This window comes from Zobellia alginiliquefaciens (assembly GCF_029323795.1).
In the GTDB taxonomy this organism is placed as follows: domain Bacteria; phylum Bacteroidota; class Bacteroidia; order Flavobacteriales; family Flavobacteriaceae; genus Zobellia; species Zobellia alginiliquefaciens.
Map to the genome: position 1 here is coordinate 1,338,401 of NZ_CP119758.1, position 14,697 is coordinate 1,353,097.

Annotated in this window: 9 protein-coding genes; all 9 read left to right on the top strand. The window is 41.1% G+C overall.

The window, feature by feature from the left end; all coding sequences use genetic code 11:
• Positions 1–34 precede the first annotated feature (34 nt).
• The 9 genes from P0077_RS05655 (at position 35) to P0077_RS05695 (ending at position 14,677) form a co-directional block, all read left to right on the top strand.
• Positions 35–1,750 carry a glycoside hydrolase family protein gene (locus P0077_RS05655; RefSeq protein ID WP_276168162.1) on the top strand — a complete coding sequence of 572 codons (1,716 nt, stop codon included), beginning with the start codon at positions 35–37 and terminating at the stop codon, positions 1,748–1,750.
• A 4-nt stretch (positions 1,751–1,754) separates the two neighbouring features.
• The gene (locus P0077_RS05660) at positions 1,755–3,197 is read left to right on the top strand and encodes a twin-arginine translocation signal domain-containing protein (RefSeq protein ID WP_276168163.1); all 1,443 of its coding nucleotides are present in this window, start codon (positions 1,755–1,757) and stop codon (positions 3,195–3,197) included.
• Between the two features lie 100 nt (positions 3,198–3,297).
• Positions 3,298–4,875: a sulfatase family protein gene (locus tag P0077_RS05665; protein WP_276168164.1), complete on the top strand. Its 1,578-nt coding sequence runs from the start codon at positions 3,298–3,300 to the stop codon at positions 4,873–4,875.
• A gap of 14 nt (positions 4,876–4,889) precedes the next feature.
• The gene (locus tag P0077_RS05670; RefSeq protein ID WP_276168165.1) at positions 4,890–6,392 is read left to right on the top strand and encodes an alpha-L-fucosidase; all 1,503 of its coding nucleotides are present in this window, start codon (positions 4,890–4,892) and stop codon (positions 6,390–6,392) included.
• Positions 6,393–6,426: 34 nt separating this feature from the next.
• Entirely contained in the window at positions 6,427–8,139 is a 1,713-nt protein-coding gene (locus P0077_RS05675) for a GMC oxidoreductase (protein WP_276168166.1), read from the top strand.
• Between the two features lie 2 nt (positions 8,140–8,141).
• Positions 8,142–8,705 (top strand): gluconate 2-dehydrogenase subunit 3 family protein, encoded by a 564-nt coding sequence (locus P0077_RS05680; protein WP_276168167.1) that lies wholly within the window; start codon positions 8,142–8,144, stop codon positions 8,703–8,705.
• 45 nt (positions 8,706–8,750) lie between these two features.
• Positions 8,751–9,671, top strand: coding sequence for a hydroxypyruvate isomerase family protein (locus P0077_RS05685; protein WP_276168168.1), 921 nt, complete (start codon positions 8,751–8,753; stop codon positions 9,669–9,671).
• A gap of 328 nt (positions 9,672–9,999) precedes the next feature.
• Positions 10,000–13,119, top strand: a complete 3,120-nt coding sequence (locus P0077_RS05690; protein ID WP_276168169.1) for a SusC/RagA family TonB-linked outer membrane protein — start codon at positions 10,000–10,002, stop codon at positions 13,117–13,119.
• 19 nt (positions 13,120–13,138) lie between these two features.
• Complete coding sequence (locus P0077_RS05695; protein ID WP_276168170.1) at positions 13,139–14,677, top strand: RagB/SusD family nutrient uptake outer membrane protein; 1,539 nt, start codon at positions 13,139–13,141, stop codon at positions 14,675–14,677.
• Positions 14,678–14,697: the final 20 nt, after the last annotated feature.

Here is a 14,697-nt window from a genome sequence, read left to right on the forward strand (position 1 = left end):
TCTATATAAATACATATTTCTAACACCTCAACCAATGTCAAAAAAATATACCGCCACACTTTTTCTCGTATTGACTTTTGCAATTTCGCATGGGCAACAGCATACACAATCCAACGACCGAAAAAAGAAAAAAGCCAGTGAAATGGTCGTAGAAAGAGAGCGTCCGGCCGAATGGAACAAACTGGTTTTAGGCGGCCGTTTTATGGACCGGTTTCTTCCCATGCCCGATTTGGGAGGTATGACTTCCGATACTTGGGGATCGCCCGGTGTACTACCAAGGGACATCAACAATGGTGTTGAGAGCCCCATATGGTCCTATTGGGGAGGAAATACCTTACTGGAGGAAGAAGATGGCAAATACCATCTTTTTGTTTGCAGGTGGCCAGAAAATGCAGAGAAAGGACATATGGCGTATCATGACAGTAGGGTTGTTCACGGGGTTTCTGAATCACCATTTGGACCGTTTAGAATTGCCGGGGAAGTTGGCCATGGGCACAACCCTACTTGGTACAGAATAAAAAAAGGCAGATATGTTCTTTATGCCATAGACAAATATTATGTGGCCCAACACATTAACGGCCCGTGGAAAGAAGGGATATTTGAGTTTGATAAACGTGATAGAGAAACTTCTAGTGCCCATAATTTCATGCACAACTGCACCTTCGCCCAACGTGAAGACGGTTCTTTTCTGATGGTCAACAGACACGGATATTCGTGGTTCAGTAAAGACGGCCTGGCCAAATGGAATATGGTTGGCGAAAAATCTGTATATCCGCCGGTGGAAGGCAAATATGAAGACCCTGTTATCTGGAAAGACAATGTACAATACCACCTGATCGTAAACGATTGGCTGGGAAGGATTGCTTGGTACTTGCGCTCTAAAGACGGTGTAGATTGGAAAGTAGAACCCGGTGAAGCTTATATGCCCGGAATTTCGGTTCATGAATATGGAGAAAAGGAAGATTGGCACAAATACGAACGTATCCGAATACTACAAGATGAAAAAGGCCGGGCCATTGCCGCCAACTTTGCCGTTATTGACACTTTGAAATATGAAGACCTGCCCAATGACCATCACAGCTCTAAATTGATTGTTGTTCCATTGATAAAGGATAAGTTACTAACCCTATTGAACGAGAATAAAATCACTCCAAAAACAAAAGAGATTCGAGTAAAAATAGAAGCTGAAAGTGATTTTAACCCACAAACCGATATTGATTTCAATTCATTACGCTTTGGGGCTTCGGAAAAAGTAAATTTCGGAAAAGGAAGCCAACTCATCCGAAGCGAAAAACTAGGAAAAGACCTTGTTCTTATTTTTAATGGAAAAGGTAACGGACTCACAGCAGATAATTTTGCGGGAAAACTACTGGGTAAGGACAAAAAAGGAAAATTGCTCTTTGGCTACACCCGTTTACCGCAAGTTGAATACATACAACCTATGCTATCCGCTAGAGCACCAATGATTACAAAAACCTCCGAGGGCTATACTATTGAAGTGAAAGTGGAGAATTTTGGACAAATAGCATCCACAGAAACCAAAATTCTACTCACCCTCATTGAAAAGGAAAAAGAAAAGGAGTTGGCTTCAGGAAAAGTAAAGCCCATAAAGCCTTTTCAAGAAGTTACAGTGTCATTTCCTAGTAAAATAAAACTACAAAAAGGAACTACCTACACGGTTAAGAGCACCATCCTTACAGATGATAACGAACCTGTACATTTCACCAAAACCATCACATTACAAGAATAAACTCATGAACAATAGAAGAGATTTTATAAAAAAAGCGGGCATGGGTGTTGCTCTTGCTGGTATTACTGGCCCATTGGCCGCAAGGACTACTCCCTCTCATTTTGAAATATCCAATAAAAAAGGAGCTTCCGAAGGTGAAAAAGTAAAAATAAAGGTAACCAAACCTCTATTTTGCCCGTACAATAGTGATGGTACGCCAGCTCAAAAAGGCGGTGATGCCTATTATTTTCTAAGCGATTCTTTTACCCATAATCCGTTTACGATTCCGGCAAGTGGAATGAGTGGTTCACCTATTATTCGCGACGCCGCAGGTAAATTCGTTGGTTTTATGACCTCTTTCGGTTTCGAAAATTCAACCTTTAGTTTTGATGGAAAAGAAACCTTAACGATTAACGTTCCGGATGGCCAAGAACTTTTTGTGGATGAAAGTGGCAATGGCGATGAAGCCTGGAAAGCTTACAATACCAAAATGATGCATCGCTTGAATATTCAACCGTATAAAGTCCATCCTCATTTCTGGGCCGATGTTGAATATTGTACTTGGGTAGAACAGAAAATACAATCCAATGTTCCCAAAGGACACTTTAACCTATTAAATCATGACTTTGTTGCGAAGTATTTGGATAAAATTATTGAATACGGATATCCAAAGGGAAAAATGACATTGGACCATGGCTGGGGCCAATTCCCTGACGGTAGTTTAAACTCCGGTTACGGTTCGTGGCATCCGGACCCGAAGAAATTTCCCGATTTCCACAAGACCATGGACCTTATCAACGAAAAGGGTTTCACCCCTGGTCTTTGGATCGCTTTCCCAAAAATACATGGTGCCAGTACTATTGCTCAAAGCTCCCCCAATCTCTTGGGTGCTTTTAGGGCACAAGGCAAAACCAAATACGACAAAGGTGTGCGTTGGCTCAATCCTAAGGCGGATATTTTTGAATATGCCTCAGAAACCATTTACCGTTTTCACAAAATGGGGGTTCGAAAGTTTAAAATTGATATGTCTTACAACACAAAATCGGACATGCTACACATACATAAAGAACTATACAAAGCGGCAAAAGGCATTGATGAAACTATTGAAATGGAGTTTCACGTTCCCGATATTTTCTTTACCAAATTTACGGATGTCACCCGAACCAACGATGTTTGGCTCAATGATAAATATGATTGGCCCGCCCGTGTAAAAACACATTATGAGATTTCCTATAAGTCCTCACCAGGCCGCGGTATCAACTTGGATCACATTGGGGGAAATGCGGAAAAGGACATCACCGAAGAAAAATACCTCCAGCATCTAGAAATGTTCAAATCCAAAATAGGATATCCTCTGGTTTCTGTACTTCCACATCATATCAGCCAAAAGTGTGTTGATCAAACCGGTGATTACCTGTGGGATTACGAAAAAGGACCTAGAAACATCATTTCGGACTTTTATTTATAAAGGCTGGAAATTTACAGTGAGAGACAATAGATACACAGGTAAATACATGTTTTTGCTCATTTTAGGCTTCATTTGACAATAGTTTTAATCAGCAACCTCTATGATTCAAATGGTTAAAAATCTTAGTCTCGCGCTTTGTTGTATTTCCTTTTTTGCGATCTCATCTTGTAGAGAAAGTCAAAAAAAAGCAAACGTAGAAACAGCCGATACTCGCCCCAACATCTTATGGATCACCATTGAGGATTGGAGTCCGGATCTATCCTGTTATGGCACAAAAGGGATTCACACCCCTTTTGTAGATAAATTGGCATCGGAAGGCATTCGTTATAACAAAGCGTTTACCACTTCACCGGTCTGTTCTACATCTCGCTCGGCAATGATGACCGGTTTCCATCAAAACTATATCCGTGCCAACCAACATCGTGAGCATAACAAACAGCCTTTGCCACACGGCATAAAACCCATTCCAAAACTGTTTGAAGAAGCTGGTTATTTCACCACGTTGATGAGCTGGAAAACGGACATGAACTTTCTACCCGACAGTAAAGAAGAGCTTTTTATGAATACCAATGATTGGAGAGACCGTAAACCAGGGCAGCCTTTCTTTGCTAGAATCACATTTGGAGGAACACACCGATCTTGGAACCGAGATCCTGAGAGGCCTATTGATATAAAGGATGTAGAGCTTCCGCCCTATTATGCAGACACTCCATTTGTACGTCGTGATTGGGCCAATGGCCTTGAACAGATGCAACTGGTAGACCGTGAGGTTGGTGCACTGTTAAAACGATTGGAAGATGAAGGCCTAGCAGAAAATACTATTGTGTTTTTTATTGGAGACCATGGTCGTTGTCATATTCGCGGAAAACAATTTTTGTACGATGGTGGTACACACATTCCTATGATTATGAGATGGCCAGGGAGAATTGAACCCAAACAAATAAGTGAAGATATGGTCATGTCTATTGATATTGATGCAACCATCCTTGAAGCCGCTGGCATTACCCCTCCGGTTCCACTTCACGGCAAAAACCTTTTAGAGGATGACATTAAAAACCGAAAATACACTTTTGCCGCGCGAGATAAAATGGACGAGACCCATGATGCCATGCGTTCCATACGCTCCAAAGACTACAAACTCATTCTTAACTTGATGCCCGAAAGACCCTATCTGCAGTACAACCAGTACAAAGAAAATGCATACCCAGTTCTGGCTGAAATGAGTATCATGCACCTGAAAGGCGAGCTTACTCTTGAGCAGGCCGCTTTCTTTGCTCCTACAAAACCCGAAATTGAGTTATATGACCTACAAAAAGACACATTTGAGGTAGTCAATGTAGCCAATAACCCCGAATATAGCTCTGTGAAAAAAGAGCTGTTGGCCGAGCTTCAAAACTGGCGCACCAACGTCATTGAAGATGAAGGTGTGAGTGATGAATTTAGAGCCGTTGGCGTTTTTCCAGATAAGAATCCATTTTCAACAGTGGACGAATGGGTAGCCAAAAACCAAAAAAACTATGATTTTAACCGTATAGGCTGGCCTGCATGGTATCCTACTAAAACGCTTCAAGAATGGCAAAAGGCCCGTAAAAAATGGGACCCTTATGTTATGAGAGGAGCTTCTGAAAATATACCTCGTCCTGAAATTGGCATTATCAAAAAGAAGAAAAAGAATTAAAGCCAAAATTCGGAATGAAAACAAAAATCAAACTATTACAAAAAGTAGCTATCGTCAGCTTATTTTTTATGGAGATAACTGCATTGCACGCTCAGCTCAAACCAAAAAAATTTCAACCCGAATGGGAATCTATCCGTGAGGGGTATGAAATTCCGGAATGGTTCAAAGATGCCAAATTCGGTATTTTTCTACATTGGGGGCCTTACGCCGTACCTGCATACAGTAGTGAAAAATATCCAAAGGGAATATACGATCCAAGATGGTCCAAGGGTGGTAAAAAGCCCTATCCCTATCACCGCGAACATTATGGCGACCCCTCAAAATTTGGATATAAAGATTTTATACCCCAGTTCAAGGCAGAAAAGTTCGATGCCAACGAATGGGCAACTTTATTTAAAAAGGCAGGGGCACGCTATGTGGTACCTGTGGCCGAACATCATGACGGCTATGCCATGTACGCTTCTAACCACACCCGCTGGAACGTGAAGGATACGGGTCCAAAAAAAGACGTTATGCGCCTATTGTCCGATGCGGTCAAGGCCAACGGAATGAAGTTTGGAGCATCTTCTCATTTTGCATTGCACAGAATTTACTATGAAAAAGATGACCCAACGTGGGACACCAATAATCCTGAATTTTACGACCTATATGGCGAACCTGTAGGTAACGACACCTTACCCACAAAAAAATTCCTCAACCTTTGGTGGAACCGAACCACGGATATAATTGACAATTACGAACCCGATTTGCTCTGGTTCGATTTTGGGTTGGACAAACCCGGTTTTGAAGTCATGCACAAAAAAATACTGGCCTACTACTATAACAAAGGTGAAGAATGGAACAAGGGTGTTGTTTTTCAGGACAAGAACATGAGAAACAAGTCTTTTCCTGAAGACCTGATCGTGTTGGACATTGAGCGCGGCCGTATGGATGGCATTTACAAATACCCTTGGCAGACCGATACTTCAATAGGAAAAATTTCTTGGGGATATGTAACCAATGAAGAGTATAAAACACCAAATTACCTTCTTGACGAACTGATAGACATTGTTAGTAAGAACGGATGTTTATTATTGAATATAGGCCCAAAGGCCGATGGTACCATTCCTTCAGAAGCAAAAAAAATACTGAGCGAAATGGGCCAATGGTTAAGTCTTAATGGTGAAGCAATTTATGACACACGACCTTGGACCATATTTGGCGAAGGTCCTACGAAGGTAGAAACAGGTCACCATTCCGAAAAGAAAAACAAGGAATCCGGACCGGAGGACTTTCGTTTTACCACCAAAGGCAAAACCCTTTACGCAACTGCCTTGGGTTGGCCGGAAGATGGAAAATTCAATATCAAATCGTTAGCAAAGAACAATCCTAATATCTCAAAAAACATAGCATCCGTAGAATTCGTTAGCGGCAAGAACCCTATAAAATGGAAGCAAACCGGCAAAGGACTTTCCATAACCGTTGATGGTCAAAAACCTTGCGAAGCTGCTTATGTATTTCGGATAAAATTCAATTAAAAAACAATCCAAACCTATTTCCAATATATACGAAATGAGCAAATTTTATTTTAACGAGGAACAAAGTTCCTATGATGCCATTGTAGTAGGCACCGGCGTTAGCGGGGGCTGGGCAGCCAAAGAATTATGTGAAAACGGATTAAAAACCCTGATGCTAGAAAGGGGCCGAATGGTGGAACACATAAAAGACTACACCACTGCCCATATGGACGACTGGGACTTTAAACATGGAATGGAACTTTCAATTGAAGAAAAGGCCAAAAGACCTAAACAAAGTAGAACCAACAAAGGCAAAAGCGCAGACTCGTACAAGTGGTTCGTGAACGACTTAGAGCATCCTTACAATGAAACCAAACCTTTTAACTGGATGCGGGGTTATCACGTTGGTGGCCGTTCCATTACTTGGGGCAGGCACAGTTACCGATGGAGCGAAATCGACTTTGAAGCCAATAAAAATGATGGTCATGGGGTTGATTGGCCCATTCGTTATAAGGATATTGCCCCTTGGTACGATAAGGTGGAAAGTTATATAGGCGTATCCGGCGAAAAAATGGGACTGAGACAACTACCGGATGGCCAATTCCTTCCAATGATGGAATTGAACTGTGTAGAGCAACATTTTAGGGATAAAGTGTATGAAAACCTAGACGGAAGAGTAGTTACTTCTGGCCGTATTGCGCACATTACGGGCGACAAAGAATTTGAAGGGCGTACCAAATGCCAGTTTAGAAACCGTTGTTCCAGAGGATGTCCTTTTGGCGGCTATTTTAGCAGTAACTCGTCTACCTTACCTGCTGCGGAACGAACAGGAAATTTAACCTTGAGACCTGATTCTATTGTAACTGAAGTCATTTACGACCCAAATACTAAAAAGGCAACGGGCGTAAAAGTGATTGATCGCTTGACCAAAGAAGAACTAGTATTTAAGGCAAAAGTTATTTTCTTGTGTGCATCTGCCATTGCCTCCGCATCAATACTCATGCAATCAAAATCGGACCGTTTTCCTAACGGAATGGGTAACGACTCAGACCAACTGGGCCGCAACATAATGGACCATCATTTAGGTGCCGGAGCAAACGGAAAATTTGACGGGTATGATGATAAATATTATAAAGGAAGAAGGCCCGGTGGTGTATACATTCCGCGATTTAAAAACATTGATGCCAAATCTAAAAGTAAGGATTACTTACGCGGATTCGGGTATCAAGGAAGTGCAAGCCGTAAAAACTGGAAAGATGCAGTTGCCGAACTTACCATGGGCGCCGAGCTTAAAGAGGCTATCTTAAAACCAGGCGGATGGACCATGGGCGTAGGTGGTTTTGGCGAAATACTACCCTACCAAGATAACCGAATGACTTTAGACTATGACAATCTAGATGGATGGGGTCTACCTACCGTAACCTTTGATGCCGAAATACGTGACAACGAGTTAAAAATGCGTGAAGATATTGTAGTACAAGCTGCCGAGATGCTTAAAAAGGCAGGTGCAAGAGACATCAACACCCACAACAGCTCGTATAACATTGGTCACGGTATTCACGAAATGGGGACCGCCCGTATGGGAAGGGATCCAAAGACTTCGGTCTTAAATGGTCATAACCAAATACACGAAGTACCAAATGTTTATGTTACCGATGGTGCCTTTATGGCTTCATCAAGTTGTGTAAACCCGTCATTGACTTACATGGCATTTTCAGCACGAGCGGCAAACCACGCAGCAGAAGAACTTAAAAAAGGAAATATATAATCATGGATAGAAGAAAAGCATTGATGCAAATAGGAATGTCAATGGGTTACGTAGTAGTCGCGCCGACATTCATGAGTGTTTTACAAAGTTGTAAGGACACCAAAGAAACTACATGGGTCCCTCAATTTCTTGACCAAGACCAAGGCGCCACACTAATAGGGTTTGTTGACAGTATATTGCCCAAGACAGACACACTTTCGGCATCCGAAGTAAACGTCCATATCTTTTTGGACAGTTTTGCCAATGAGGTTATGACACCAAAGCAACGAGACCAGTTCAAAGCTACTTTAAACCAACTGGCCTCTAACGCTCTTGCGAGCTCCAAAAAAGAAAACATTCACGACTTAACGGCTGCAGACCTTGCTCCAGAAATAAGAAAAGCATTGACCGATAAAATGGCAAAAGGTGTTCCTTTTGTAAAAAGGTTGCGTGACCTCACCATTTGGGGCTACAAATGCACAGAATATGTTGGAGAAGAAGTTTTAGCTTATGATTCCATACCTGGACAATATATTCCGTGTGGTGATTTAGATGAACTAACAGGAGGAAAAGCTTGGTCTATTTAAACCAAGCTTTAATCCACAAGAACCTACCAAACAAAGAGAACGAAAATGAAAAGACGCAACTTCATACAAAAAACAGCATTATCTACCGGAGCGGTTTCAATGGGTCCAAGCTTATCTTATGCCTCTACCCTAGCTTCAGCAAAAGATCCATATAAATTCAACCTTAAATATGCCCCGCATTTGGGCATGTTTGAAAACCTTGCAGGCAAAGACCCAATTGACCAATTGAATTTCATGGCAGACCATGGCTTTACCGCTTTTGAGGATAATAAAATGCGCACCCGAGATGTAGCTCTACAAGAAAAAATGGCGCAAACCATGCACAAAAGGAGCATTGAAATGGGTGTTTTTGTAGCTGTTTTTCTAAAAGAAGGAAATGTAGCTTCCGGGAATCCCGAAAAAAGGAAAGCCTTTTTAGCACACTGTAAAGAATCCGTAGAGGTAGCGAAGCGAGTAAATGCAAAATGGATGACGGTTGTACCGGGAAATATAGCTACCAAAATTAGGGAAGGATACCAAACCACAAATGTAGTTGAGACCTTAAAGCAAGCTTCAGCTATTTTTGAACCGCATAACCTTACTATGGTTCTTGAGCCTTTGAATTTTTTCAATCATCCAAATGCTTTTCTGACTGATTCACCACAGGCCTACGAGATATGCAAAGCTGTAGATTCGCCTTCTTGCAAAATTCTTTTCGACATATATCATCAACAAATCCAAGAAGGTAATCTCATACCTAATATGGAAGCCTGTTGGGATGAAATTGCTTACATCCAAATTGGCGACAATCCCGGAAGAAATGAGCCCACTACAGGAGAAATCAATTACTGGAATATGCTAAGATTTATTAAAGAGAAAGGCTACAACGGTATTTTAGGCATGGAGCATGGCAACTCCAAACCAAATAAGGAAGGTGAACAAGCGGTAATAGAAGCGTATAAAAATGTGGATTCATTCGCTCGTTAATTTTTCTTTCCATGATATGGTTGCTGAACAACCAGGAAATCGCCCCCATAGAACTCTTTTACCCTTATTCCGGACCGAGAGAGACATTCAATTTACTGAGAGAGACACCATAACAAAAATCAAAGTTCACTTTTGACCGGACTCAATCTGTTTGAACACGCAAATATCGTGTGAACGCTAATAAAAAACAGACTTCACAACTATTATACGTAGATCATATGTCACCCTATTGAAACCATTTGTTATACTCCAAAACCAACATCAAAACTAAATTCGCATATTTAACAGTATATTAGCTTTTCTTAACTCAAAACTCTCAAATGCACTTATGAAACACAAAAAACAATCGACCAAAAGACCCTTATTGCTGCGGCTTGGACTCTCCTTTTTGGGGCTCCTTTTAGCTACAGTGCAATTACAGGCCCAAGATGGTTCAATTAGTGGAACCGTCTCTGATGATACTGGAATGCCTTTACCTGGTGCAAACGTGCTAGTGAAAGGAACGACAACAGGTACACAGACCGATTTTGATGGAAACTATACGATTTCCGCTCCAAATGATGCCACTTTGGTATTTAGTTACATCGGTTTTTCAACTCAAGAAATAGCTGTAAACGGTGAAGCTACCATTGATGTTGCTCTTGCAGAAGATGCTAGTAAACTAGATGAAGTGGTGGTCGTAGGTTACGGCCAACAAAAAAGAGTAAACCTTACCGGTTCGGTAGCTGCTGTAGACGAAGAAGCCCTAGAAGACCGAAACGTCCAAAATGCGTTTCAAGCACTTCAAGGTCAAGCTGCTGGTCTACAAATTTCTCAAAATAGTGGTGCTCCAGGAAACGAAGGTTTGAATATTAAAATTCGTGGGCTTAACTCCTTTGGAAGTAATAACTCACCACTTGTATTAATTGATGGTGTTGAAGGTAACCTACAGGATTTAGACCCATCCGTCATCAGTTCTATTTCTGTTTTAAAAGATGCTTCTTCTGCGGCTATTTATGGTTCCAGGGCAGCAAATGGTGTGATTTTAGTAACAACTAAAAGCGGCGGAAACAACGTTTTCAAAATTGAATACAACGGTAGCGTATCAACCGAAACGTTTACTAAAGTTCCTCAAATGATTTCGAATTCTGCCGACTACATGACACTTATGAACCAAGCGTTGATAAATACGCCTGGTGCTTCGGCAAATCCGTATCCACAAGAAGTAATCGATGCCTATAGAAATAACCAAGGCAACCCTGCCTATCCTAATACAGACTGGTTTGACGAAGCCTCTAGAACACCAATTGTTCAACGGCATGTGGTTACTGCAAGTGGTGCCATTGAGGGAACTAGCTACAATATATCTGTAGGTAACTGGGACCAACCGGGTATAATCCGTTCTTCGGGATTTAAGAAAAATAACTTCTTTATGAGTGTCAAGTCGGATATAGGAGAAAAGCTTACCGTAGGTGGTACTGTTTCTGGTGTAGCCTCTAAAACTAGCGGTCCTCAACAAGCAGGTACAGAATCTGGTTTGTTCAACTTATTTAGAGTTAGGCCAACTTGGGGCGTATATACATTAGATGGCACCGGTCACTATTCAGGTAAAGCTTTCTCGGGTTCTGACCCAGAATTCCCTGGTTTTGATGAAGGTTTTACCAGAAACAACCCAATAGCTGAGCTTGAAGTTCAAGATGGTGAGGTCTTAAACCAGTACAACTTTAACGGAAACCTATTTTTTGACGTTAAGCTTTCAGATGATTTGGTTTGGAGTACAAAAGGGGCTTATAAGTTTGATTACGATTACTACAAAAACCAGCGTATTCAATATGATGAATACAACTATAGAACTGGTGAATACCTAAGAACTACACGTGATCAATCTCAATTGACCATAGACAATGTTTGGAGTAAGCAAACTACATTGTTCTCTACCCTTACCTACTCAAAATTAATTGGAGACCATGATTTTAAAGTATTAGGCGGATATAGTCAAGAAGGTTTTGACCGTAGTTTTACACGATCACAAAGAACCGGTATACCCAACCGTAACATTACAGATCTAGAAGGTGTTAACTCGGAAAATCAGTTTACCACAGGTTTTTCAGAAAGCTGGGCTATCCAGAGTTTCTTTGGTAGAGCCAACTACAACTACAAAGAAAAATACCTTATTGAAGCTAATGTAAGGGGTGATATCAGCTCTCGTTTTGCAAAAGGGAATAGATTAGGCGTTTTCCCTTCGGTTTCTGCAGGTTGGAGATTGGACAAAGAGAACTTCTTTGAAGACATAGATGCCGTAAGTGAATTAAAACTTAGAGGTTCATGGGGGCAACTAGGTAACCAAAACATTGGTTTGAACGTTGCGGATGATGAGTTAAATTCAGGTATTTATCCATATCAGTCAACCCTGTCATTTGACCAATTTGGTTATCCTTTTGGCACCAGCGTTCTTGCAGGTGTAGGTCTAAGAAGCCTAGTGGATTCAGATATTACTTGGGAAACGACTACTGTGACGGATTTTGGTGCAGACTTCAGCCTTTTCAACAGAAAGCTTTACGGTTCCGTTGATTATTATATAAAAGAAACGGTAGATATTTTAAGACAATTACAAGTTGATGAAAGTAGTGGATTGAATCCTCCTGTTGTTAATCAAGGTGCTATGACCAACAAGGGTTGGGACATTGTAATTGGTCATGATAATAGCATTAACGAAAACTTACGTTACAGCGTGAACGGAAACGTGTCTTGGTTTAAAAACCGTCTAAAAACTTTTGGAGATCCAGAAATACAAGACAGAAACATAAACGAAGAAGGTTATGCTTTTGAAGATTGGTATATGTGGGAATCCGATGGTTACTTCCAAGATGAAGATGAAATAGCTAACTCTGCTGTGCAGCCACAACCTGGAAAAGTAGGTTTTATTAAATTAAAAGACCAAAATAATGATGGTGTCATTGATGGTGAGGACCGTATTCATATAGATGGCAGATACCCTGCATTTGTATACGGACTTAATCTTTCGGTGAATTACAAGAGTCTTGATTTTAGAATGTTCTGGGAAGGTGTTGAAGGAACAAAAAACTACATTGCCCGTGACCCGTTCAGACAAGATGGAGGTACGGATGTTGCCTGGTTAACGGAAGCATGGACTCCTGAAAACAGAGATTCAAGCTTACCAGCAGTGTATTACGAAACTGCCGAAACACGAAGGTCTACAGTATATAACAACTCCTTCTGGTTATGGGATACATCATATTTAAGACTAAGAAATGTTACCTTGGGATATTCGCTACCTACAGAAGTATTGGACAAAACACCGTTCAATAAGTTAAGGTTCTATTTCGCTGCAGAAAACTACCTTACTTTTCAAAAAGATTACCCAATTGATGTAGATCCAGAAGCTAGTGGTGTAGATGCCTACCCATTTAGAAAGACATTAACTCTAGGTGTAAACATGACTTTTTAGTCACCAAAAAAAATATAAAATGAATAAGACAATCATATTGATCGCACTATCCTTTCTGGGGATTTCGATAAGTTCGTGCGAGGACGACTTTTTAGATAAGCAGCCTACTTCCCAACTCTCTTCCGAATCTTTTTGGCAGACTGAAGCAGATGTGGAACTGGCATTGACCGGGGTTTATAGCAACTTACAGCAAAACATGTTAGCTATTCGCGCCGATGGTGGTTGGCCTCCAACCATTAAACCAAACTGGGATGCACTAACTGATGATTCTTACCAGACATTTAACTATGGTTTCAGAGAAATTATTGATGGTACGGCTACCCCAACATCTGGTGGCACAAATGGTGCAATTGCCCAGTTATATAGTGTTTGCTATAAAGGAATTCAAACTTGTAATTTCTTTTTAGCCAATGTAGACCAAGTTGAAAATATTGAAGCGGATAAGATAAATGACTGGAAAGGTCAGGTCAGAACTTTACGTGCTTTTTTCTATTACAATTTAGTCACTACATACGGAGAGGTACCTCTTAGGGTTGAACCCACCACCTTGGAAAACCAAGATTTACCTAAAAGCCCTGAAGCGGATATTTATGCTCAGATTGAAGAAGATTTACAGTTTGGAGTTGCAAATCTTTCAGAAGCCCCATATGGTGATGGCTATGTCGTAAAAGGATCTGCCAACGCATTATTGGCACGGACCTACCTATATCAAGGCAAGTATACGGAAGCAGCTGAAGCCGCCAAAGCGGTAATAGACGGAGAAAGCTTTGCATTGTCCCCTAACTACGAAGACCTTTTTGTTGACGGAGGACAAGTAGATAACCCAGAAATTATTTTCTCTACAAAATACTCAAGCGCTCCGGGAGAGTTTCAGGATAGGGGTAGCGAGATTATGTTAGGCTTTTGGGGAACGTTAAAACCTACGGAAGACTTTGTGGACGCCTTTGAAGCAACTGACGGCTTACCTATAGACGAATCTCCATTATACAATGAAGCAAACCCATTGGAAAACCGTGATCCAAGATTAACAAAAATCGTTCAAGAGGGCGAATGGAATCCTGAAATCGAACAAAAAACGTTATCAGGTTTTGGATTATTAAAGTGGATAAGTCCGCAAACAAGGGCTTCTCTAGTACAGAACTTTACTGAAGGCACCGATTATATCCATATTCGATATGCAGATGTACTTCTTATGTATGCCGAAGCTAAAATAGAATCGGGAAGTATTGATACATCGGTATTAGATGCTATAAATGAAGTTAGAGCTAGAGCATATGGTGTAGCTGTAGGAGACACTGGTTCGTATCCCGCTATTACTACCACCGATCAGGGAGAGCTTCGCGAAGCTGTTCGTAACGAGCGTAGATATGAATTTGGCTTTGAGGGCTTACGCTATTTTGACCTGAAACGTTGGGGAATAGCCGATGAGGTTCTAAACGGTTTTTATGACCCACATGTAGATGCCAATAGAGTGTTCTTACCTAAGCATTACAAATGGCCATTACCACAAAGCGCAATAGACAAGAATACGGCTTTAGAACAAAATCCCGATTATTAATCGTGTTAAAAACATGAAAA